Genomic DNA, 22969 nt, shown 5'->3' on the forward strand with positions numbered 1-22969 from the left:
GTATTGAGCCAGAAGATTTATACGGTCCTCTTGGATTCGAACACTTCCGAGCACGCGGCACGTATGCTTGCCATGCAGGCTGCCACGGACAATGCCAATGAGCTGATTCAGGACTTGACGAAGCAATACAACAAGAGCCGCCAGCAGGCGATTACGAATGAGCTGCTGGACATCATTGGCGGCAGTATGAAATAATTTTTCCGGCAGGAAACAAGGATAAGAGGTTATGTCTCAAAAGGATATGACCTCTTTTTTTACGGATGCCGTCCGTGCGGCAAAAAACATTAGCCGGTTTTCCTTTTCCTTTGTTTATTTGTACTACCTTTACCGTTCTAAAATAAACCGAAAAGAACAATGGAGCAGAACCCCGAATTAGCGCTTGCGTGGCAATTCATCGAAAGCACAGGCACTCATCTTTTTCTGACAGGCAAAGCCGGAACCGGTAAAACTACTTTTTTGCGCAAGCTTAAGCAGGAAAGTCCCAAACGTATGGTAGTCGTTGCGCCCACCGGCATAGCGGCTATCAATGCCGGCGGTGTTACCATCCATTCGTTCTTTCAGATTCCGTTTGCGCCTTATGTGCCCGAAAGCTCGTTCAGTACGAATGGAAAGGCAAGCTACCGCTTCCGTTTCGGTAAGGAGAAAATCAATATCATACGCAGCATGGACCTGCTGGTGATTGATGAAATCAGTATGGTACGCGCCGACCTGCTGGATGCGGTAGATGAAATGCTCCGCCGCTACCGCGACCCCTACAAACCGTTTGGCGGTGTGCAGTTGCTGATGATTGGCGACCTGCAGCAGCTGGCTCCCGTGGTGAAAGACGAGGAATGGCAGATGCTCAGCAAGTACTACGACACTCCCTATTTCTTCTCCAGCCGCGCGCTGAAGCAGACGGAATATTGCACCATCGAGCTTAAGACCGTATACCGGCAGAATGACGGAGACTTCCTGGAGCTGCTGAACCGCATCCGTGAGAACCATTGCGACCCGCAAGTGCTGGAAACGCTGAACCGCCGCTATCTCCCCGGCTTCCAGCCTCGGAAAGAGGAAGGATATATCCGTCTGGTCACCCATAACTATCAGGCGCAGCGTATCAACAGCTACGAGCTGGAACAGCTTCCGGGACGTACCTATGCGTTTCGCTCTACTGTCGAGGGGAAGTTTCCCGAATATTCATACCCCACGGACGAAGTTCTCGAACTGAAAGAAGGCGCTCAGGTGATGTTCGTGAAGAACGACTCCTCCGGCGAGCACCGCTACTACAACGGTATGATTGGTGAGGTAACCTCCGTCTCCTCCGGCAGTATCGAGGTATGCGCCAAAGACAGCGGGGATACTTTCCTGTTGCAGGAAGAGGAGTGGGCGAATGCAAAATACGTCTTGGACGAAGAGAGCAGGGAGATTGTAGAAGATATTGAAGGTACTTTCCGGCAGTTTCCCCTGAAACTGGCGTGGGCCATTACAATCCACAAGAGTCAGGGGCTTACGTTTGAGCGTGCCATTATCGACGCCAGCGCATCCTTTGCGCATGGGCAGACGTATGTGGCACTGAGCCGTTGCAAGACGCTGGAAGGCCTGGTGCTCAGCGCACCGCTTTCGGCAAAGGCTGTTATCAGCGACCGTGCCGTAGACCGGTTTACGGAAGAAGCCCGCCGGAACGAACCGGACGAAAACCGCTTCCATTCACTGCAACGTGCCTATTTCCACGGGCTGCTGTCGGAACTGTTTGATTTCCTGCCGCTGGCACAAGCGTTGCAGCGCTATGTACGGCTGGTCGATGAACATCTTTATAAACTCTATCCCAAGCAGCTTGCCGCCTACAAAGAGGCGGCGGAGCGTTTCCGCGAAAAGGTGGTAAAAGTGGCGCAGAGGTTCGGCATACAGTACAACCGCCTGATTGACGCCGCACAGGACTATGCTGCGGACGAAACCCTGCAGGAGCGGATTGTTGCGGGAGCCGGTTACTTTAAAGATGAAATGGCGCTTTTGTATCCCGTATTAATAGGGCCACGCGCTCTTGCCACGGATAATAAGGTGCTGAAGAAGCAACTGAACGCAGCCAAAGAGGATTTGAATACTCTTTTCCTGTTGAAAAACAGACTGCTGGCATACATAACGGAACACGGATTCAGCACAGCCGGGTATTTGAAGCGGAAAGCCATACTGTCTATCGGCGAGCATGCTGTCTCCGGCAAAGAGGACCTGAAGCGGAGAGGCATGCTGGATACAGTGGAGAAGAACATGCAGGACCGCAAAAGGAAAGAAACGGCGGCATCTTCCGTTCAAGTGCCTTCGGACGTACTGCATCCCGAACTATACGACCGCCTGGTGGCTTGGAGAAACACGGAAGCAGCCCGTTTGGGGCTGCCGGTCTACACGGTCATCCAGCAAAAGGCCATTTTGGGCATCAGCAACCTGTTGCCTGCCGATAAGGACATGCTTGTCCGCATCCCTTATTTCGGGAAGAAAGGGGTAGAGAAGTACGGAGACACCATTCTGGAAATAGTATATGCGTACTGCAAGGAGAAAGGATTGGCAGAGCCGGAGCTTATGCTTTAGTTAGGGTCGAACCGCTGTATCTGATTATATCAGTTTGTGATGTTTACGGTTAGAACGGCGTCCGGTTGCCCTGCTGTACTTCGATGCGTATGCCGAATGCACCGTTGGCGGATTTCATTTCAAATGCTCCCTTGAAGTTGTTCTTCTCCCACGGCAATGCCGAACGGTTGGGAACTTTCCAGCCGTCCTTGTCGTACTCGCCGTATGTATTGATACGCATTCCGTTCTTCAGTTTGAAGCTGCCCATTTGCAGGTTCTCCGGCGATGACCAGAAGCCCGTCAGCCCAAACGGATTCATGCTGTAAACGGTGGCGTTGGTGAGCGAGAACACATTTGAAAGCCCCTGCGAGTAGGTCGCGTCCGGGTTGAGACGGAATATCCGGCTGTAGTCTTTGCTTGCATCCGGTATTTCCAACGTAAACCGGGGCAGGCGGGGAGCTTCCATTCTCATGAGGCTCATGTCCAGGAGAAAGCCGTCATAATTCTTCGTTTCGGGTAGGAATGTCCCTTCGGGCGGCGTACCGTCGGGCAGGCTATGGGAGCGTATGCTGTCGCCCTTCGCTTCGGTTTGGGCGTGCAGTGAAACGACGCTTGCCAGCAGGGCGATGATAAAAAAACAAACTTGTTTCATGATTGGGCACGGTTATTGTTTTCTTCTCAGACAAAGATAATCCTTTCCGTCAATTTTCTGAAACTTCTTTATATTATTTCTTATTCTTTATACTATCAGTTTATAGCCTATCCCCCGCACGTTTACGATGCGGATGCGGTCGTCTTGCGCCAGCTTGTGGCGCAGCTTCGTTATAAATACGTGCAGGCTGCGGGAGTTGAAGAAGCTGTCGTCTCCCCAGAGGTCGAGCAGTACATTCTGGGTATTGACCACCTGATTGCGGTTCTCGCAGAGGCGCTTCAGTATTTCCGATTCGCGGTGTGAGAGTTCCATCTCCGTATCGGCGTGCGGAGCAGCACCGGTTCCTGTATACGACAGCCGTTGCGTGACGGGGTTGAACCGGTAATTGCCTATTTCAAAGTCGGTGACTTCTTTGGGAGCAGGTTCCGTAAAGTTGAAAGCCTTGCCCGCCAGCGCCTTGATGCGGATAATCAGTTCCTGCATACCGAAAGGTTTCTTCAGATAATCGTTGGCGCCGAGTTCAAAGCCCTCTACAACATCATTGATGGCAGAGCGTGCAGTGAGGAAAAGCACCGGCGTGTGCTTGTCGGTCTGGCGGATGCGGCGTACCATTTCGAAGCCGTCCATACGGGGCATCATGACGTCTGCCACCAGCACATCGGGGCGCAGGTCGAAGAACAGGCGCAACCCCTCCTCGCCGTCGGCAGCGGTGTGGATAATGAAACTTTGCCCTTCCAGCGTGTCCTTTATAATCATGGCGAGGGTCTCTTCATCCTCAACCAGCAATACTTTTATTTTATCCATGACATCCTTATCTTTCTTGTTATTCTTGTTTATGTAATATCTGTATGTACTCCGGGGATATATTCCTGTTTCTCCTAAGTAAACTTCCGTTTCCGCCGGGAGAAACTTCCGTTCCCATTAGGGGAAACGACAGTTCCCTTTAAAGGAAACGCGCGTTCCCCTTAAGGGAAACCGGAGTTTCTTCCGGGGGAAACGGGCGGGTACTCCTTTTATCCGTTCGGAAACCTCAGAGTGAACGTGCTTCCTTTGCCCGGTTCGCTCTTTACCGTTACGCTTCCGCCGTGCTTTTCGGTCATGGTCTTGACATAGAACAGACCGAGGCCGTAGCCCTTCACGTTGTGCAGATTGCCGGTGGGAACGCGGTAGAACTTATCGAATATGTGGCTCTGCTTTTCGGGAGCGATACCTGTTCCACGGTCGCTGATGGCGATTTCAACAAACTCTCCTTGTCCGGCAGAGGCGGTTTGCCGGCAACGGATGTTTACGTCCGCTGCTTCGGGCGAGTATTTTATGGCATTGTCAATCAGGTTGCTGATGATGTTGCTGAAGTGCGTACGGTCTGCCGTGAGGGTAAGCCCGACAGGCTCGATGTCCGTAGAGATATGCACGGGCTTCTCCGCCTTCAGTTTATGCTGCTCGATAAGCGGTTCGAGAATGCTTTCCATGGACAGCGGTTCCGGATGCAGGCGGAAGGTCTTGCGGCGTTCCATGCTCATGGAGAGTATCTGTTCGACAAGTCCGCTGAGCCGTTGCAACTGTTCCTGGCAGATGCGCAGATACTTGTCGCGCTTGGCCTTTTCGTCCGCCTGGTTAAAGTTCAGCAGGGCATCGTTGGCGGCATAGGCCACGGCGATAGGGGTTTTCAGTTCGTGGGTGATGTTGTTGGTAAAGTCGCTTTTCATCTCCTCCAGCGTCTTTTGCTGCAAGATGGTGCGGATAAGTATCCAGAACGCGAAGCAGAGGATGATGAGGATAACGAACGAGGTAGTCAGAATGCCCGACATCTGCTTCAGCACCAACGGGGTAACGGGTTCCATCCAAAGGCGGTAGCTCTGATGGGTACTGATGTCGAAAGCGTACTCGTATAGCTTGGCTTCGGGGCTTGGAACGTATCCGGGAGTACCGGCCACGGCAAGCGTGTCTGTAAACGTATGGGGAGATGCTTTGTCGTTCGTATAGATATGCTCCAGGCGGTGGGGCAGCGTGATGCCCCGGTCTTTGAGCTGAAAGGTGAGCAGGCTGTCGTATACAAGGACATCGGGGTCGGAAATGACATCCAGGCCGGAGTGCAGGCCGCGCTGGAAATATGTGGCGAGTTCCAGCATGCTGTTCTGGTCGCGCAGAATAACATCCAGCCCGCTGTTTGCCCTCAGTGCGGCCTGGGGCAGAACATCGGTGTCTTTTATGGCGGCTTCCAGCTTCTTTTGGGCTGAATCGGCATTCAGCCATTGAGCCTTGTTCCGGTCTTTGTTCCGTTCTATGAAAAGTACATCGTCGGAGTCCGGGACGGCGATGCCATCACGGGTGATAATAGCCTGTACGGAGGAATTGTCCGAGATACTCATCAAAAGGGTGTCGCTCTTTTGATGAATGACCTGCTGGTCGGAGGTTTCTTCTTTCCGGCCGTTGCGGTCTATGCTGGTGGTGCTGTGTACATAGGTTTTGTTTTGCGTTCCGTCTTTCTCGAATCCGGCGGATACGCTCACTGTCCCATGGTCGGCACTGTCCTTGCGCATCCTTTCCACACGCAGCATCATTTCGTTATAGTCGCTCATGCGCATGGCTTCTATGATGTTGCGCTCCAGGTCGTTGCGCATGGTGCGGTACAGCCCGCCGAGCCAGTAGGCCTGGTAGGAGAAGATACCCGCCAAAGACAGGATAACGAGTATGGCAATGTATTTCAAAGGCAGTTTCATGGTGGTTCCTTGATATTTGTGCAGGCAAAGATAAGGAGTTATGGTGTGCGGTGTATCGTGCGATAAGACTAAATAACACTTCCGGTAACAGTAGATAACACTTGGTAAGCAGGCGATAACACAAAGTCGGGCGGGTAATGCCGTACTTTGCGGTGTGAAAACGAACTAAAACATCAAATACAATAAATTAAAGCATCGAATACGTATGAAACGATTTTATCTGTTATCAGTAATCAGCCTTTTTAGTGCCGGCATCTCCGCCCAGGAAATCACCGGCGGAGAACGTACCCTCAGCGCCGACAGCATCATTACCTCGGATGCCCGCCTGGACAGTATCTACCAAAGCCTGCCCGAAGTGATGATTACCGGCGAACGCCCCGTAGTCAAAGCCTCGCAAGGCAAACTGGTGTATGACTTGCCGCGGCTTATCCGCGACCTGCCTGTGGACAATGCCTACGATGCCGTAAAGGAGCTTCCCGGTGTAACCGAGATGAACGGCGGCTTGCAACTGGCAGGACAGGGTGTCACCGTCATTCTGAACGGAAAAGTGACCACCCTCAGCGTCGAACAGCTTTACACACTGTTGCGGAGTATCCCCGCAAGCCGGATAGAAAAAGCCGAAGTGATGTACAACGCACCCGCCCGCTACCAGGTGCGCGGCGCACTTATCAACGTGCAACTGAAGCAAACCGCGGACGGTCCCTCTTCCTGGCAGGGCGAACTCTACGGCAAATACAATCAGAAGCATTACGAAGGTTTTGAGGAGCGCGCCAGCCTGTTATATAACGGAAATAAATTCTCAACGGATTTTCTTTACTCGCACAAACACGGCCGTACTTACACTACGACGGACAAAGATGCTATGCACGCTTTGGCGGATGGCTCGGTGTACCCGATGGCAACCGATGAGGTACGCCGCGGCCGTTCGCATACGCATAGTTTCCGGGTGGGAGCCGATTATACTATCGCTAAAGACCATCAGTTGAGCTTTGTTTATAACGGTAACTATACAACGTCTCACAACCGGATGAATATCAACGGTTCGCAGCAGTCCGCCACGTTGAGCAACAGTACCGACTGGCTTCACAACGGCCGGCTGGATTATTCTACGCCTTTCGGTATGAAAGCCGGTGTGGAGTTCACGTACTACCGTTCTCCGTCCGACCAGTTGCTGAACAGCCGCCTGCTGGAAAACGACGAGCTTGACTTCTTTACACAGGACTGCCAGCGCATTAACCGCTGGAAAATGTTTCTGGCGCAGGAACACAGCCTGGGCAAGGGCTGGGGACTGAATTACGGTATTGTCTATACCACCGGCATCGACAACAGTTACCAATATTACTACGACCCGGAGACCGGCGAACAGTTGGGAGATGAAAATACAACTTCGTTGGCAGCCGGTGATAATTCCGCCGGTAACTTCACTAATATGAAATCCCGCAAACGGGAAGAGACGCTGAACATCTATGCAGGTTTCAGCAAGAGTTTCGGCGATAAGCTCTCGCTGGATGCCTCGCTGGCTGTGGAGCGTTATAAAACGCCCGTTTGGAACCAGTGGGATTGGTATCCTACCGTCAACCTGAACTATATGCCTGCCCCCGGACATATCCTGCAACTTGCGCTGAGCAGCGATAAGCACTATCCCGACTATTGGGCCGTGCAGGATGCCGTTTCCTATATCGGCGGCGGATATTCCGAGATTCACGGCAACCCTCTGCTGAAACCTGCGCAAAGCTATGAGTTTCAAATGAACTATATCTTAAAGAGCAAGTACATCTTCAGCACTTGGTTCAGCCACACCAAGGACTACTCGGTACAGACGCTTTACCAGTCCTCGCAACGGTTGGTTGAGATCTATAAATACCTGAACTTTGACTACCGTCAACAGTTTGGCATACAGGCATCAGTGCCCTTTAAGGTAAAGAACTGGTTGAATTCCCGCCTGACCTTTATCGGCATCTGGCATCGCGAGAAAGACAGCGACTTTTGGGATATCCCCTTCGACCGCAAACAGTGTTACGGCATCGCCCAAATGAACAACACCTTCACCCTTTCCACCAAGCCCGACCTGAAGCTGACCGTCACCGGATTTGTGCACAGCAAAGCGATTCAGGGAATTTACGACCTGCCTGTTTCCGGCAATGTAAATGCCGCCTTGCGCTATGGCTTTGCCAAGGGAAAGGCTGTCCTGAATCTGTATTGCAACGATATATTCGAGACCGGGCAGATTTCTCCGCGCATCCGCTTCCAGACGCAGAATGTAACCAACCATTACTCTTGTTTCCGCGAGTTGGGCGTATCGTTCACATACAAGTTCGGCGGTTATAAGGAAAAGAAGAGGGAAGGAGTGGATACGTCGCGGTTCAAGTAAAAATAAAGGAAAATCTTTGAGTCTGAGAGGATTAATATGCCATGGCCTTTTGCAATTACCGTTTTTTATTACTACTTTTATCGCGATATACATTTATAATTTACCATAATAGTTGTTTTAATGCATAAACAAGGTAAAAAAGGTACATTCCGTACCCGTGCGATAGAACTGTTTTGCTGTTTTTTCTTTTTTCTCTTTTTTACAAATCAAGCTATGGCACAGAAGAGCCTCTCAGACTCTTACAGTAATATACTGATTATTAACTCGTATACGGAAGCAGCTCCCTGGAGTTCCAGGATAATATCCGCAGTTACGGGTTATGTACAGGACATTCCCTATATGACTCTCTATACCGAGCATATGGACATGTTGCTGGTGGACAACGACTCTATCCTGGAGCAGTTCCGGAAGATGCTTTCCGGTAAGTACGAAAAGAATCCGCCGAGCGTGCTGTTGCTGTTGGGAAGTCCCGCTATGGTATTGCGTGATGATTTTAAAAGGATGTGGGGCGACGTTCCGATTGTATTGTGTGCCGAAGCCGATTACATAGGGCCTACCGAAGCGTATGTCAGGAAGTATCCTATTGACGTGGCGGAAAGGATTCCCCTTGCCGATTTGGCCAAGCCCTATAATCTGACCTTTTTGTATTCCGACTTTTATATTAAGGAAAATATAAATTTGGTTTGCCGGATGACTCCGAAGATTAAAAACTTCATCTTTATTGGAGACGGGCGGCAAAGCAATCAAACCAACGATTGGCTTATCCGCCAGGAATTGAAGAAGAATTATCCGGAAGTGAACTACCGGTTCCTGTCTCCGCAGCAGCTTTCTGCCAATGAACTGTTGGATACGCTTTATACAATCGACCCTCAGACCACGGGAATTCTTTTCTCGTCCTGGATTTACAAACGCTCGTTTGCCGGCAACACCTCTTTGGTGACTAATTTTCACCAACTGATTGCAACGGCTCCCGTTCCTTTGTTCACAATAGGCATGGTTACGGTTAAGGATACCGCAGGGGGCATGCTGGGCGGTTATGTCTTCGATCAAGACCAGTACAACCGGAATGTTGTAAACTACCTGTCATTGGTACTGTCCGGCAGCAAGGCGTCCGACATCCCGTTCTATCTGCCTGCCGACGGGGCCCCTGTGCTGAATTACAGCGTTTTGCTCCGTAAAGGCCTTTCATTGGACTTATGTCCTGCCGGCACCGTGTTTTTTAACAAACCGTCTACATTCTGGGAGTTATATGGTTATTTCATTGTAGGAGCCATTGTATGTTTCATCTTGCTTGCCTTGTTTTTTCAATACCGTTTCAGTCACCTGGAGAAACTGAAGAAGTTGCAGCAGAACGAATTGGAGGTGATGATTTCTTATAAGAACCTGATAAACAATATGCCCGTACTCTATATGCAGGAAGAATTGATTCTCGATGAAAACGATATGCCTGTGGACTTGGTATATCGGAAAACCAATTCGCTCTTTGAAAAGATGTTCTCGCTGGAGGAAAGCGTAATCGGCAGGAAAGCAAGCGAGGTATTTCCCGAATCCACTCCGGAGTTTCTGCATTTTATCAAGATGTCATTGGACGAGAATAAGGCCATCACATTCCCGTATTACTTCAAGCGGATAGACACATTCTTCAATATAGTGCTGAAAGGCACTCACCAAAGCAATACGGTCGATATTTTCTGTCTGGACAGCACCGAACTGCACAAAGCGCAGCAGAAGCTGAGTGCCACCAACAAGAAGCTTGCCATGGCGTTGGATGTTGCCAATATTGTGCCCTGGAAATGGGATTTGCTGAACAGAACCATACTTTGCGACATAAACAGGCCCATAGAGCTGGGTGTGACGGGTAGGAAGGTGGACGAATCGCAATTGGCCGTACCCGACTCGGAGTATTTCTCAAAAATATTCAAGGAAGACCGTGAGCGTGTGAAACAAGCCTACCAGGACTTGCTGGAAGGGCGTACGGATAAGGTAAAGGAGGAATATCGCGTCATCAGCGTAGAGAATCATGTTCCCAGGATGGAGTGGGTGGAGGCGCAGGCTGCGATAGAGACCCGTGATGAAAACGGGAAACCGCTTACTCTGGTAGGTTCGTCGCTGGTTATTACCCAACGTAAGAAAATGGAAATGGAACTGACAACAGCCAGAGACCGGGCTGAAGAGTCCAACCGTCTGAAATCGGCTTTCCTTGCCAACATGAGCCATGAAATACGTACGCCTCTCAATGCCATTGTCGGTTTTTCCGGCATATTGGCATCTGCCGATGAAGAGCAGGACAGGCAGGAATACGTAAGCATTATTGAGAACAACAATGCTTTATTGCTGCAATTGATCAGTGATATTCTGGATTTGTCGAAGATTGAAGCCGGTACTTTGGAGTTTCACTATTCCAATATCGACCTGAACAGGACAATGAACGAACTTACCGATTCATTGTCGCCCCGAATTGATAAAAATAAGGTACAGTTCAGCTTCCATCCTGCGAAAGAGTCCTGCTTTATCTATACAGAAAAAAACAGGCTGTCGCAAATACTCATCAATTTGATAACGAATGCCATAAAGTTCACTTCCGAGGGAAGCATCCGTTTTGGCTACGAGTTGCGCGGGCGGGAAATCTATTTCTATGTAAGTGACACCGGTTGCGGGATTCCGGAAGATAAGCTGCAGGGAATTTTCGGACGCTTTGTCAAATTGAATAACTTCAAGCAGGGAACCGGGCTGGGACTTTCCATCTGCCAGACTCTGGTGGAGCATATGAAAGGTAATATCGGAGTGGTTTCGGAAGAAGGAAAAGGCTCTACATTCTGGTTTACCCTTCCTTATAAACCGGCAATGGCGGACGATGGAAGGGCAAAGGAGGCGGACATACAGCCGATAGCTGTAGAGAAAGACAAATTAACCATTCTCATAGCCGAGGATAATGACAGTAATTACAAACTGTTCGCATCCATCTTGAACGGGGAGTATCAGTTATTGCATGCTTGGGACGGTCAGGAAGCGGTGGATATGTTCCGGAAATACAATCCGCAGATTATACTGATGGATATTAATATGCCTGTGATGGACGGGTATGAAGCGACGAAAGAGATACGCAAGTATTCCACAAAAGTTCCTATTATCGCAATTACGGCTTTTGCTTACGCTTCGGACGAACAGAAGGTAATGGAAAGCGGCTTCGACGGCTATATGCCCAAACCCATTAACGCCCGTCAGTTGAAGGCGCAATTGAAGGATATTATGCAGCGACGCATCATACTGCTGTAATACGGTTTGCACCGACTTCGTCAAGACTGGAGACGATATGGCACGACTTTCGGATATTTGCATTATCTTTGCAACTTCCAAAAAAGAAAGTTTGTTTTATCAAGAAAAGTGTCTTATATGAAATCGGATATCGAAATAGCACGCAGCATTGAACTGAAGAAAATAAAGCAGGTTGCCGAAAGTGTCGGCATTCCCCGTGAAGAAGTAGAGAACTACGGCCGCTACATTGCCAAGATTCCCGAACACCTGATTGACGAGGAGAAGGTAAAGCAGAGCAACCTGATTCTGGTAACCGCCATTACGGCCACAAAGGCAGGCATTGGCAAAACCACGGTCTCTATCGGCCTGGCATTGGGACTGAACAAGATAGGCAAGAAAGCCATCGTAGCCTTGCGCGAACCCTCGCTGGGTCCGTGCTTCGGCATGAAAGGCGGAGCGGCAGGCGGCGGCTACGCGCAGGTACTTCCTATGGAGAAGATAAACTTACATTTCACAGGAGATTTCCATGCCATCACTTCCGCTCACAATATGATTTCCGCTTTGCTGGATAACTATATCTACCAGCATCAGGCGGACGGATTCGGCCTGAAAGAAATCATCTGGCGGCGTGTGCTCGATGTGAACGACCGCTCCCTGCGCAGCATTGTTACCGGACTTGGACCACGTACCAACGGGGTTACCCTGGAGTCCGGTTTCGACATTACACCTGCATCGGAGATTATGGCAATTCTCTGTCTGGCAAAGGATACGGAAGACCTCCGCAGACGCATCGAGAATATCATACTCGGTTTTGACTATGAGGGCAAGCCGTTTACAGTGAAAGATTTAGGTGTGGCGGGCGCCGTCACCGTACTGCTGAAAGATGCCATTCATCCCAACCTGGTACAGACCACCGAAGGAACAGCCGCTTTTGTGCATGGCGGTCCGTTCGCAAATATAGCGCATGGCTGCAACTCCATTCTCGCTACCAAAATGGCTATGACCTTCGGCGATTACGTAGTGACCGAAGCCGGCTTCGGTGCGGACTTGGGAGCGGAGAAGTTCTATAATATCAAATGCCGCAAAAGCGGTCTGCAACCCAAACTGACCGTTATCGTTGCCACTGCACAGGGATTGAAGATGCACGGCGGTGTCAGCCTCGACCGCATTAAGGAGCCGAACATGGAAGGACTGAAGGAAGGCTTTGGCAATCTTGACAAACACATCCGTAACCTGCGCTATTTCGGGCAGACCGTTGTGGTTGCCTTCAACCGTTTTGCCAGCGATACGGACGAAGAAGTAGAAGCTATCCGCCGTCATTGCGAAGAGGATTTGAAAGTGGGCTTCGCCATTAACAATGCCTTTGCCGAGGGTGGGGAAGGTGCGGTGTATTTGGCTAACCTCGTTGTGGAAACAATCGAAAAGAAGCCATCCGCCCCGTTGCAATACACTTACGGGGAGAACGATACCGTACAGCAGAAGATAGAGAAAGTGGCATGCAACCTTTATGGCGCAAGTGTAGTGACCTACAGCAGCGCTTCACGCAAGATGATGAAGCTTATCGAAGAAATGGGTATTGCACATTATCCCGTCTGCATAGCCAAGACGCAATACTCCTTCTCCGCCGACCCCAAAATATACGGCGCTGTCAATAACTTCGAGTTCCACATCAAGGACATCGTTATCAACAACGGTGCGGAAATGCTCGTTGCCATTGCCGGTGAGATACTCCGCATGCCGGGGCTGCCCAAAGTGCCGCAAGCGGAGCACATCGACATAGTGGACGGCAATATAGAGGGGCTTTCCTGAACCTTCTTAAATAGAGAATTGAAAATTGAGAATTAAAAAATAAGCTGCGCAAGGTTCGTTTGAACTGCGCAGCTTATCTTTTTTACTTTTTATTGTAGAAACTATTATTTCCCGATTTCATAATCAGTAAGCGAACAGAGGATATTCCTTCATCTTGGCATTTACGCGTGCGCGGACGTCGGCAATGACCTGTTCGTTTTCTACGTTGGAGAGAACGGTCTCAATCATTTCAGCGATTTCCAGCATCAGGTCTTCTTTGGCGCCGCGGGTGGTGATGGCGGGAGTACCCAGACGGATACCGGAGGTCTGGAATGCGGAGCGGGTATCGAACGGAACCATGTTCTTGTTCACGGTGATGTCGGCAGATACCAGTGCCTTTTCGGCTACCTTACCTGTCAGGTCGGGATATTTGCTGCGCAGGTCTACCAGCATGGAGTGATTGTCCGTACCGCCGGAAACGATGGTAAAGCCACGGTCTATCAGGGCTTGTGCCAGCGTAGCGGCGTTTTTCTTCACCTGTTTGGCATATTCTTTCCATTCCGGTTGCAGAATTTCGCCGAAGGCAACGGCTTTTGCAGCGATGACATGCTCCAGCGGACCGCCCTGAATGCCGGGGAATACGGCAGAGTCGAGCAATTGGGACATCATCTTGATTTCGCCCTTCGGTGTTTTCTTGCCCCAGGGGTTGGGGAAGTCCTTGCCCATCATGATGACACCGCCACGAGGACCGCGGAGTGTCTTATGGGTGGTAGAGGTCACGATATGGGCATATTTCACGGGATTATCCAGTTCGCCTGCGGCAATCAGTCCGGCTGGGTGTGCCATGTCTACCATCAGGATAGCACCTATCTTGTCGGCTATTTCGCGCATGCGTTTGTAGTCCCATTCGCGTGAGTAGGCAGAACCGCCGCCGATAATCATTTTCGGTTTCTCGCGCAGGGCCACTTCTTCCATCTGGTCATAGTCCACACGTCCTGTTTCCTTATTGAGGTTGTACTCGCAGGGGGTGTAGATAATGCCGGAAGTATTCACTGACGAACCGTGAGAGAGGTGACCGCCGTGTGCAAGGTTGAGGCCCATGAATTTGTCGCCCGGGTTCAGCACTGCGAGGAATACGGCAGCGTTGGCCTGTGCACCTGAGTGCGGCTGTACGTTTGCCCATTCTGCGCCGAAAATCTGTTTCAGGCGGTCGATGGCAATCTGTTCGCTTTGGTCTACGACTTCGCAACCGCCGTAGTAGCGCTTGCCGGGATAACCTTCTGCATACTTGTTGGTGAGGCAGGAACCCATTGCCTGCATAACCTGATCACTTACGAAGTTCTCTGATGCAATCAGTTCAATACCTTTGAGCTGACGTTGATGCTCTTTTTCGATGATATCGAAAATTAAATCGTCTCTTTTCATTCTTGCTTATTAGATAGGTTTGATAATACTGTATTCTCTTATTAAGCGTACAACGTACAAATTTAGAAGAAATAAATGAATAAACTGTAAGAAAAGTAAGAAATTTCCTGTCAAAAGAACACTCCAAGCGAAAAACTCAGAACATTTTCCCGCCTGTGGAAACGTATCTGGTTGGCAAGAGGTACTTCCTCACCGGCATTTTCGTCATAGACCGGCTTGTAGCTGATACGCTTTGAAATGTTGTGCAGTCCGATGTCGTAGCGGAAATCGAAGAAGATGCGGGAAATCGTTACAGCAACGCCGGCGGTGAGGCTGACGTTCAGCGGATAGAGTTCCTCCTCGATGTCCCGCTGGTCGAAATTCTCGAAAGTGACCTTGCTCTGCCTGTCCCAGATGTAGCGTATTTTCGGTCCGCCGAATACGGCAAGGCTGTAAGGCCCTTCCTTGATGATGTTGTATCCGTAGATTACGGGAATCTCAAAGCTGTGGATAGACGAGGTGATAGAGGCCATTTCAGGTATGCTGCTTTCGGGCGCGTTTTCGGGTAGCGGCTTCTCGAAGGTAATGTTGCAGCGGTTTATCGTGTACGACAGTTCCGGTTGCAGGAAGTGGCGTTTGAAGTTTATCCGCATGAAGAACGAGCCGAAATAACCTATCTTATAGTTATTCTGCACCTCGTCGATGACAGTACCGTTCAGCACTAAATCCGATACGAGGAAGAGCGAAGAGGTAAACCCGCCCTTGATACCGAAGTTCACCCGCCGGTCGTGGCGGTGGGTGTGCTGGGGGTGTTCCGGTTTATCCATTCCGGGCACAACCGGCAGTTGACCCCACATGGCTGTGGAGAAGGCCAGCAAACAAACCCCGAAAAGTAACCATCTTCTTCCCATAATCAATTTTTATTTATTACTTTTTCTTCTCTACCGACCAGCCGAATTTCCCGATTTTCTCTCCCAGCCCGTAATAGCCGCCATGCACGTAGACCAGCAGGTTGGATTCTGCCAGCTCCAGTTTTCCGGTTTCCGTATTCAGGTGGGAGGTGTCGGCGCGTACATTCACCACATCGGCAATGAACATGTCGTGCGAGCCGAGGGCAACGATTTCCTTTACCCTGCACTCGATGCACAAGGGAGATTCCTCGATGAGCGGGGCGCTGACAACGGTACTTTTGCCAGGTGTCAGCTTCATCTCCTCGAATTTGTTGTAGTTCTTGCCCGAACGTACGCCGCACCAGTCGGTGGCGCGCGCCATATCCTTGGTTGTCAGGTTAATGACAAACTCCATGTTGCGCTTGATGATGTCGTAGGAGTGACGTTCTGGCCGCACGGAAATGTAGCACATGGGCGGGTTTGTACAAATGGTTCCCGTCCATGCAACGGTCAGTATGTTATATTCTTCCGGGGTGCTTCCGCAGCTCACCAGTACGGCGGGCAGCGGATAAATCATGGTTCCCGGTTTCCAGTCTTCTTTCATCAGATTATCTCTATGTCCTCTCTTGTCTGTTCTTTCTCGCAATAGTGGCATTTGATTACGCAGTTCTCCTTGTCCACCACATGAAACAGGGTAGGCATCGGTTCGTTGTTGGTGATGCACTTGGGATTGGCGCATTTTACGATGCCGCGCAATTCGTCGGGCAGTTTCACTTCACGTTTCTCCACCACTTCGTAGTCGCGGATGATGTTCAGCTTTACGTTGGGGGCAACTACGGCAATGCGGTTTATCTCATCGTCGCAGAAGAACTTATCCGCTATTTTGATGATACCCTTTGTTCCCAGCTTCTTGCTTTTGAGGTTGAAACCGATAGTAATGTTGTTGTTCATCTGCTCCAGTCCCAGCAATGATACTACTGTAAACAGCTTCTCAGAGGGTATATGGTCGATGACAGTGCCGTTTTCCAATGCGGCCACCTGCAATTCTTGTTTTTTCATGTCTCCTAAATAAAACCAGTAATATACTTCCTTATACTTTACTTAACGTCGTCCAGCGTAATGCCAAGCACATCGCACAGAATGGCTTCACGTGCATAAAGTCCGTTTTGCGCTTGCTGGAAATAATATGCCTTCGGGTTGTCGTCCACATCGAGGGCTATCTCGTTGACACGGGGCAGCGGATGCAGGATGCGCAGGTTGGGGCGGGTATGTTCCAGCATTTTGTTGCGCAGGATATAGATATTCTTCACGCGTTCGTACTCCATGAGGTCGGTGAAGCGTTCGCGTTGCACACGGGTCATGTAAAGGATGTCCGCATCGGCTATTATCTCTTCCGTAAAGTCGGTGTGCTCCACAAATCTGATGTCATGTTCGCGGCAGTAAATCTTGTACTCTTCCGGCATTTTCAGTTCTTCGGGAGCGATGAAATGAAAGGTGGGGTTGAAGTGTCGCATGGCCATCAGCAGGGAGTGTACGGTGCGGCCGTATTTCAAATCGCCTACCAGGTAGATGTTCAGGTTCTCCAGCGTACCTTGCGTCTTGTAGATGGAGTAGAGGTCGAGCATCGTTTGCGAGGGATGCTGGTTGGCTCCGTCTCCGGCATTGACGATGGGCACTGTGGTTACTTCGCTGGCATAGCGTGCAGCTCCTTCTAGATAGTGGCGCATCACGATGATGTCGGCATAGTTGCTTACCATCTTGATGGTATCTTTCAGTGTCTCGCCTTTGGACGAGCTGGTAGCTTTGGGGTCGCTAAAGCCGATGACACGTGCACCGAGCCGGTTGGCGGCGGTTTCAAAGCTTAAGCGGGTGCGGGTGGACGGCTCGAAAAATAGGGTGGCGACAACTTTACCGTCGAGCAGATGCCTGTTGGGTTTTGCCTCGAACTCTTTCGCCATATTGAGCATATAGAGAATTTTCTCTTTGCTGTGTTCGGCGATAGTGACTAAACTTCTGTTTTCCATATCGTTGATATTCGTTTTACTTTTCGAGAGTGTAAAGTTGCAAAAAAAATATGGGTTATGAAAATCTCCGGGAACTTTTATTCTTTTTCCATTACTTTCGCCGTTGGCAAGCCTGCACGGATTTTGCGCTGTACGGACTTGGCGGTTTGTGTTTAATTCTCGTTAAAATGAAAAGTCATGTTTAAAATCTGTATTGTATTCAAGATAAGTATCCGGCGCGACGGCGGCTCTCCGTGCCGGAAAAGGAAAAAGGAAGAGTCTCCCGCCGCTACCGGCAGTTTCTCCGGATTTGCCCGCGGGGAGATTGCGCGCACCCGTCTCATGCACCGCCACAGTACGGCGGACAATTATGCCACTGCGCTCCGTTCGCTCCTTGCGTTTCATGGCAAAAAGGACATCTCCTTTGCCGAGGTGGATAGCAGGCTGGTAGACGCTTACGGGGAATGGCTCCGGAGAAAGGGGATATGCAAGGACACCTTGTCTTGCTACATGCGCTCTTTGCGTGCTGTCTACAACAAGGCGGTGGAGCAGGGGCTTACGGAGCAGAAAGAACCTTTCGGCAATGTGTTTACGGGCATTTCCCGCACCCGGAAACGTTCGATAGAGAAGGCGGACATCAACAAGCTGCGTGCCGTGCAGGTGAAGCCCGGTTCGTTTATGCAACTGGTGCGCGATGTGTTCCTGTTCTGCTTCTATGCCTGCGGCATGCCTTTTGTGGATGTGGCTTTCCTGAAGAAATCGCAGATAAAGGGCGGCATGCTTGTGTATCACCGGCGCAAGACCGACCAGGTGGTGCAAATCAAGCTGGAGCCTTGCATGCAGGAGATAATCAACCGTTACCGGTCGGACGGCAGCGACTATGTGTTTCCTTTTCTTACTTCGCAGGACGAAGATACGGCGTACAGGGAGTACAAACGCAAGTTCTCCTATTATAACAAGACGCTGAAAACTCTGGGAAAGCTGGCGGGGGTAGACAAGCCGCTCTCTTCGTACGTGGCGCGCCACACCTGGGCTACGCTGGCTTTCATGTCTTCGGTGGACATGTCTGTCATAGCGCAGGCGCTCGGACATACCGATGTAAAGACTACCCGGATTTATGTGGAGGATATCGGGAACGGAAAGCAGAATTCTGCCAATAAGAAGCTTTTGGATGAGGTGTTGAGGAAGCGTTCCTCTGTACAAGAGGTCACCTCTGTACAAGAGTGAGAACTCACAGAAATCGGAATAGAGCACTATAACAGCCGCGAAGATATGCAGATTAAATAAAATAAGCAAAAAAGAATCGCCTTTTTTTCAAGGCAGAAATATCTGTTCCAAGCCTTTTCCGAAAGGGATACATGCGGCAACTGTTGATTCTCAATATATTGAAAATTATTGTACCTCTTGTACAGAGGTGGTATAAAAAGGCTATATCCTTATTGATAACCGCATTTTCCTGCCGTATATCCACAAGGCGGGGAGAAGGGGTTGTCTATCTTTTTTTAGCCTAAGTCCGATACATATTTTTGCATGGTTCTGCCCGTAGCGGGAGCTTTCCCGGTTGCGGATGGCAGTGGCTGTGCCCCGATTTTTCCTTGATTTTCTTCTTTATTTCATGTATTGTTTACGGTTTTATATTTCTATTCATGTCATCATAGCGTATTCGCCGGACTTGTAAGGTTCGCGTGTTCCGCGGCCTGATAACGTTGCATATCCTTTCCGTTGCAATACAGTTTTTTCGTATCGGACTTACATTTTTCCATCATGTGGATTTTAACAGATAATCAAGCCCGATATGGACGATTTTGATGATCAAATCAAGCAAACAACAAAAAATCCCTGGTATGCTGTCCGCACATTCAACTGCCAGGAGTTAAAAATCAGTGATTTTTTAAAAGAGAGAAAGAAAGTGCATTTTGTTCCGATGACCTATGTTGAAAAGGAAAAAGAAGGGAAAACAAGGAAAATGCTTGTCCCGGTAGTTCACAATCTGGTCTTTTTACAGAAAAACGAGAGCCGCAAGGCAACGCTTGCGATGCTTAAGGAGTGCAATGTTCCTTTCAGCGTGCTTTGCGACAAAGAAACAAAGCATCCCTGTGAGATACCCGACAAGCAGATGACCGAGTTCCGCATATTATGCGACCCCGATTTTAAAGACACCTTATATATAACGCACGAAGAGGCCGAAGCGAAACCCGGTAAGAACGTCCGTATCATTCACGGGCCCTTTGCCGGGATAACGGGTAAGCTGCATCGTGCCCGCGGCGGCTACTATCTCATAAAGACGCTTGCCGGTGTAGGAGTGATGATGCGCATTTCCCGCTGGTATTGCGAAGTGACGGAATAGCCGCCTGCCATTCGGGCCGTATAAGCCGGTTGCATGTATTTTAATCTAAAAAACAGACAATAATGAAAGAAAAACTCCTTTCCCGCATTGCGGAAAGAAAAATCACGGTAGGCGTCGTGGGATTGGGCTATGTGGGCCTGCCCCTTGCCGTAGAGAAAGCCAAGGCAGGTTTCAGGACTATCGGCTTCGACGTGCAGGAAGAAAAAGTGAAACAGGTGAATGCCGGACACAACTATATCGGCGATGTGGTCGATGCGGAGCTGGCGCAGTTGGTACGGAACGGTACGCTCAGCGCTACTTCCGATTTTTCCTTTATAAAAGATGTGGACTTTGTAGCCATCTGTGTGCCTACGCCTTTGGATGTGCACCAGGAACCGGACATCAGCTATGTGGAGAGTTCGGCGAAATCAATAGCCGGGCATCTGACCGCAGGCACCATCGTGGTGCTGGAGTCCACAACCTATCCCGGCACTACCGAAGAGCTTATAAAACCAATTCTTGAGAGCGGGTCGGGTTTGAAGTGCGGCAAGGATTTCTATCTGGGCTTTTCGCCCGAACGGGTAGATCCCGGCAACGCGGTTTACAAAACCAAGAACACGCCGAAGGTGGTGGGAGCCGTAGGCAAAGACGCCCAGGACGTGATTGCCGCCATGTACGGAGCTGTGCTGGGCGATAAGGTGCACGTCGTTTCTTCGCCTGCCGTGGCGGAGATGACCAAGATTTTGGAGAACACCTACCGCAACATCAACATTGGGCTGATTAACGAGCTGGCCATCCTGTGCAACCGCATGGGCATCGACCTTTGGGAAGTGATAGAGGCAGCCAAGACCAAGCCTTTCGGCTTCACCGCATTCTATCCCGGACCGGGGCTGGGCGGGCATTGCATTCCCCTGGACCCCTATTATCTCACCTGGAAGGCGCGCGAGTACGGCTTCCATACATCGATGATCGAGGCTTCCATGATGATAAACGACCACATGCCCGAATACACCGTGGAGCGTTGCGGCAAGATACTCAACCGCCACCGCAAGGCATTGAACGGCTCCAGAGTGCTGGTGCTCGGCGTGGCATACAAGCAGGATATAGACGATTACCGCGAGAGTCCCGCCCTGCGTGTCATTGAGGAGCTGGAGAAAACAGGGGCGTCGGTCACCTTCTACGACCCTTACATCCCCGAGTTTCGGTATCACGGCAAATCGCATAAAGGCGAAGCCGCCCTCTCCGCCGGACTGCTGCGGAATACCGACCTTGTGGTTGTGACCACCGCACACACCAATGTCGATTACGATTTTGTACAGCGATACGCGCATGCCGTTTTCGACACGAAGAACGTGATGAAGGCGGTTGCAGTGAGAACCAACATTGAAGTGCTTTAGAGCCAGTTTAAATATTCTTCTTATTTATGGATAAAAAAATATGTGTTATCGGCGGCGGCAGGTGGGGAAAGAACCACATCCGCACATTGGCGGGGCTGGGTTGCCTTGCCGCAGTGGTAGAGGCGGATGCCGCCAGGCTGAAAGAGTATACGGAGCAGTATCCCGGAATAAAGGGATATGCGGACATGGACGAAGCCATTGCCTGCGGTTACGACGGATATACGGTTGCGCTTCCTGCGGAACTTCACTATCCGGCAGGCAGGAAACTGCTGGAAAAAGGGCTGAACGTTATGTTGGAAAAGCCGATGACGCTCACCGCCGCGCAGTCTGCCGAACTGGTGGAACTGGCACAACGCACGGGAGCGCGCCTGATGGTGGGGCATGTCCTGCTGTTTCATCCGGCGTACCGTAAGATAAAAGAGGTGATAGACAGCGGCAGGCTGGGCAAGCTTTTCTACCTCTATTCCAATCGGCTGAACCTGGGTACGGTGCGTACGGAAGAAAGCGTGTTTCCCTCGTTCGCGCCCCACGACATTTCGGTGCTGGACTACCTCACGGGCGCTTCGGCATGCAGGATAGAGGCGAAAGGAGCGAAGTTTCTCCAGGACAGGGTGTACGACAGTACGCTGGTGCAACTGGAATATCCCGGCAACGTGCATGCCCACATCTACGTATCCTGGCTTCATCCCTACAAGCAGCAGTTGCTGGTGGTGGCGGGCAGTAAAGGCATGCTTTCCTTCGATGATGCCGCGGACGGGAAGGAAATCCGTTTCTACAACAAGCGGATAGATTTCGAGAACGGCGTTCCCGTCAAAGTGGAAGCTCCGGACGAAATCATCCCTTACGAGAAGAAGATGCCCCTGGAAGAGGAACTGAGGTACTTCGTGGAGCATCTCGACTCCACCATCGGGATAAACAGCGGAGAGGCAGGTTATGAAGTAGTAAAAGTACTGGAAACCGTACAACAAATCATAGAAAGCAATGGACAACAAGAATGACTGTTTCGTTCACCCCAGCAGCTATGTAGACGAGGGTGCAACGGTGGGAAAAGGAACTAAAATATGGCATTTCTCGCATATTCAGAAGGGAGCGGTTATCGGAGAGAACTGTTCGCTGGGGCAGAACGTGAACATAGCGAATAACGTAAAGGTGGGCAACGGCGTGCGCATCCAGAACAACGTGTCGGTTTACGAAGGCGTGGAGCTGGAGGACAACGTATTCTGCGGCCCTTCCTGTGTGTTTACCAACGTCGTTACTCCACGGGCGCATTTCCCCGTACACGGCGTATATGCCAAGACCCTGATTAAAGAAGGTGCTTCGTTGGGAGCCAACTCCACCGTGGTCTGCGGGCATACGGTAGGCAGGAGCGCGCTCATCGCCGCGGGCGCCGTAGTAACAAAAGACGTACAGGACTATGCGCTTATGGCGGGAGTCCCGGCACGCCGCATAGGCTGGGTATGTGAGTGCGGCGCACGCTTGGATGCTTCGCTTGCATGTTCGTGCGGCAGAAAGTACAAGGAGGAAAACGGCAATCTGCTTGCCGTACCGTCGGCGGATTTTTGATAGGTTTCAAGTCCCCGATTCTCATACCAGAATTATTTACGATAAAACAGGTTTATATC

At 50.4% G+C, this 22969-nt stretch carries 18 protein-coding genes; 10 read left to right on the plus strand and 8 right to left on the minus strand.

The genetic code is table 11. The annotated features are described in order from the left end of the window. Both AB5903_RS09570 and AB5903_RS09575 read left to right on the plus strand, forming a co-directional pair. A partial coding sequence (locus AB5903_RS09570; protein ID WP_368117818.1) for a F0F1 ATP synthase subunit gamma occupies positions 1-195 on the plus strand: 195 nt, incomplete at its 5' end. A gap of 159 nt (positions 196-354) precedes the next feature. Next, positions 355-2562, plus strand: a complete 2208-nt coding sequence (locus AB5903_RS09575) for an HRDC domain-containing protein (RefSeq protein ID WP_195658063.1) — start codon at positions 355-357, stop codon at positions 2560-2562. 49 nt (positions 2563-2611) lie between these two features. On the opposite strand, the gene AB5903_RS09580 is transcribed toward AB5903_RS09575, so the two are convergent. From AB5903_RS09580 to AB5903_RS09590, 3 genes are all read right to left on the minus strand, one after another. Beyond that, the gene (locus AB5903_RS09580) at positions 2612-3193 is read right to left on the minus strand and encodes a hypothetical protein (RefSeq protein WP_005653928.1); all 582 of its coding nucleotides are present in this window, start codon (positions 3191-3193) and stop codon (positions 2612-2614) included. Between the two features lie 87 nt (positions 3194-3280). Continuing rightward, positions 3281-3997 carry a response regulator transcription factor gene (locus AB5903_RS09585; protein WP_005653930.1) on the minus strand — a complete coding sequence of 239 codons (717 nt, stop codon included), beginning with the start codon at positions 3995-3997 and terminating at the stop codon, positions 3281-3283. A gap of 209 nt (positions 3998-4206) precedes the next feature. Continuing rightward, positions 4207-5913, minus strand: coding sequence for a sensor histidine kinase KdpD (locus tag AB5903_RS09590; RefSeq protein WP_005653932.1), 1707 nt, complete (start codon positions 5911-5913; stop codon positions 4207-4209). 205 nt (positions 5914-6118) lie between these two features. On the opposite strand from AB5903_RS09590, the gene AB5903_RS09595 reads away from it, so the two are divergent. From AB5903_RS09595 to AB5903_RS09605, 3 genes are all read left to right on the plus strand, one after another. Beyond that, on the plus strand, positions 6119-8284 hold the full coding sequence (locus tag AB5903_RS09595; protein ID WP_272710718.1) for an outer membrane beta-barrel family protein: 2166 nt from the start codon (positions 6119-6121) through the stop codon (positions 8282-8284). A gap of 213 nt (positions 8285-8497) precedes the next feature. After that, positions 8498-11560 carry an ATP-binding protein gene (locus AB5903_RS09600; protein WP_272710717.1) on the plus strand — a complete coding sequence of 1021 codons (3063 nt, stop codon included), beginning with the start codon at positions 8498-8500 and terminating at the stop codon, positions 11558-11560. 117 nt (positions 11561-11677) lie between these two features. Next, a complete protein-coding gene (locus tag AB5903_RS09605; protein WP_368117819.1) occupies positions 11678-13348 on the plus strand; it encodes a formate--tetrahydrofolate ligase in 1671 nt (556 codons plus the stop codon). Positions 13349-13471: 123 nt separating this feature from the next. Here the strand turns inward: AB5903_RS09605 and glyA are convergent, their stop codons facing one another. The 5 genes from glyA to pyrB all read right to left on the minus strand — a co-directional run bounded on the left by glyA (position 13472) and on the right by pyrB (position 17645). Then, positions 13472-14752: a serine hydroxymethyltransferase gene (gene glyA, locus AB5903_RS09610; RefSeq protein ID WP_005653938.1), complete on the minus strand. Its 1281-nt coding sequence runs from the start codon at positions 14750-14752 to the stop codon at positions 13472-13474. Positions 14753-14862: 110 nt separating this feature from the next. Beyond that, positions 14863-15642, minus strand: coding sequence for a porin family protein (locus AB5903_RS09615; protein ID WP_368117820.1), 780 nt, complete (start codon positions 15640-15642; stop codon positions 14863-14865). A gap of 16 nt (positions 15643-15658) precedes the next feature. Continuing rightward, on the minus strand, positions 15659-16225 hold the full coding sequence (locus AB5903_RS09620; RefSeq protein WP_005653942.1) for a flavin reductase family protein: 567 nt from the start codon (positions 16223-16225) through the stop codon (positions 15659-15661). After that, positions 16225-16680 (minus strand): aspartate carbamoyltransferase regulatory subunit, encoded by a 456-nt coding sequence (gene pyrI / locus AB5903_RS09625; protein ID WP_005653943.1) that lies wholly within the window; start codon positions 16678-16680, stop codon positions 16225-16227. The genes AB5903_RS09620 and pyrI overlap by 1 nt, the downstream gene beginning before the upstream one ends. 38 nt (positions 16681-16718) lie before the next feature. Then, on the minus strand, positions 16719-17645 hold the full coding sequence (pyrB, locus tag AB5903_RS09630; protein WP_005653945.1) for an aspartate carbamoyltransferase: 927 nt from the start codon (positions 17643-17645) through the stop codon (positions 16719-16721). A gap of 177 nt (positions 17646-17822) precedes the next feature. On the opposite strand from pyrB, the gene AB5903_RS09635 reads away from it, so the two are divergent. The 5 genes from AB5903_RS09635 (at position 17823) to AB5903_RS09655 (ending at position 22910) form a co-directional block, all read left to right on the plus strand. Beyond that, positions 17823-18851: a site-specific integrase gene (locus AB5903_RS09635; protein WP_005653949.1), complete on the plus strand. Its 1029-nt coding sequence runs from the start codon at positions 17823-17825 to the stop codon at positions 18849-18851. A 568-nt stretch (positions 18852-19419) separates the two neighbouring features. Continuing rightward, positions 19420-19971, plus strand: a complete 552-nt coding sequence (locus AB5903_RS09640; RefSeq protein WP_005653954.1) for a UpxY family transcription antiterminator — start codon at positions 19420-19422, stop codon at positions 19969-19971. A 62-nt stretch (positions 19972-20033) separates the two neighbouring features. Continuing rightward, complete coding sequence (locus tag AB5903_RS09645; RefSeq protein ID WP_005653956.1) at positions 20034-21347, plus strand: nucleotide sugar dehydrogenase; 1314 nt, start codon at positions 20034-20036, stop codon at positions 21345-21347. Between the two features lie 26 nt (positions 21348-21373). Further along, positions 21374-22345 carry a Gfo/Idh/MocA family protein gene (locus AB5903_RS09650; protein ID WP_117985100.1) on the plus strand — a complete coding sequence of 324 codons (972 nt, stop codon included), beginning with the start codon at positions 21374-21376 and terminating at the stop codon, positions 22343-22345. Next, positions 22329-22910 (plus strand): acyltransferase, encoded by a 582-nt coding sequence (locus AB5903_RS09655; protein WP_117666452.1) that lies wholly within the window; start codon positions 22329-22331, stop codon positions 22908-22910. Before AB5903_RS09650 ends, AB5903_RS09655 begins: the two co-directional genes overlap by 17 nt. Positions 22911-22969: the final 59 nt, after the last annotated feature.

Source organism: Bacteroides sp. 2201st1_D9_2201SCRN_220225 (assembly GCF_040928965.1).
GTDB classification, from domain to species: domain Bacteria; phylum Bacteroidota; class Bacteroidia; order Bacteroidales; family Bacteroidaceae; genus Bacteroides; species Bacteroides stercoris.

Coding starts and splice junctions, on each gene's coding strand:
- AB5903_RS09575 (WP_195658063.1), top strand. CDS start 355: ATGGAGCAGAACCCCGAATTAGCGCTTGCGTGGCAATTCATCGAAAGC.
- AB5903_RS09580 (WP_005653928.1), bottom strand. CDS start 3,193: ATGAAACAAGTTTGTTTTTTTATCATCGCCCTGCTGGCAAGCGTCGTT.
- AB5903_RS09585 (WP_005653930.1), bottom strand. CDS start 3,997: ATGGATAAAATAAAAGTATTGCTGGTTGAGGATGAAGAGACCCTCGCC.
- AB5903_RS09590 (WP_005653932.1), bottom strand. CDS start 5,913: ATGAAACTGCCTTTGAAATACATTGCCATACTCGTTATCCTGTCTTTG.
- AB5903_RS09595 (WP_272710718.1), top strand. CDS start 6,119: ATGAAACGATTTTATCTGTTATCAGTAATCAGCCTTTTTAGTGCCGGC.
- AB5903_RS09600 (WP_272710717.1), top strand. CDS start 8,498: ATGGCACAGAAGAGCCTCTCAGACTCTTACAGTAATATACTGATTATT.
- AB5903_RS09605 (WP_368117819.1), top strand. CDS start 11,678: ATGAAATCGGATATCGAAATAGCACGCAGCATTGAACTGAAGAAAATA.
- glyA (WP_005653938.1), bottom strand. CDS start 14,752: ATGAAAAGAGACGATTTAATTTTCGATATCATCGAAAAAGAGCATCAA.
- AB5903_RS09615 (WP_368117820.1), bottom strand. CDS start 15,642: ATGGGAAGAAGATGGTTACTTTTCGGGGTTTGTTTGCTGGCCTTCTCC.
- AB5903_RS09620 (WP_005653942.1), bottom strand. CDS start 16,225: ATGAAAGAAGACTGGAAACCGGGAACCATGATTTATCCGCTGCCCGCC.
- pyrI (WP_005653943.1), bottom strand. CDS start 16,680: ATGAAAAAACAAGAATTGCAGGTGGCCGCATTGGAAAACGGCACTGTC.
- pyrB (WP_005653945.1), bottom strand. CDS start 17,645: ATGGAAAACAGAAGTTTAGTCACTATCGCCGAACACAGCAAAGAGAAA.
- AB5903_RS09635 (WP_005653949.1), top strand. CDS start 17,823: ATGTTTAAAATCTGTATTGTATTCAAGATAAGTATCCGGCGCGACGGC.
- AB5903_RS09640 (WP_005653954.1), top strand. CDS start 19,420: ATGGACGATTTTGATGATCAAATCAAGCAAACAACAAAAAATCCCTGG.
- AB5903_RS09645 (WP_005653956.1), top strand. CDS start 20,034: ATGAAAGAAAAACTCCTTTCCCGCATTGCGGAAAGAAAAATCACGGTA.
- AB5903_RS09650 (WP_117985100.1), top strand. CDS start 21,374: ATGGATAAAAAAATATGTGTTATCGGCGGCGGCAGGTGGGGAAAGAAC.
- AB5903_RS09655 (WP_117666452.1), top strand. CDS start 22,329: ATGGACAACAAGAATGACTGTTTCGTTCACCCCAGCAGCTATGTAGAC.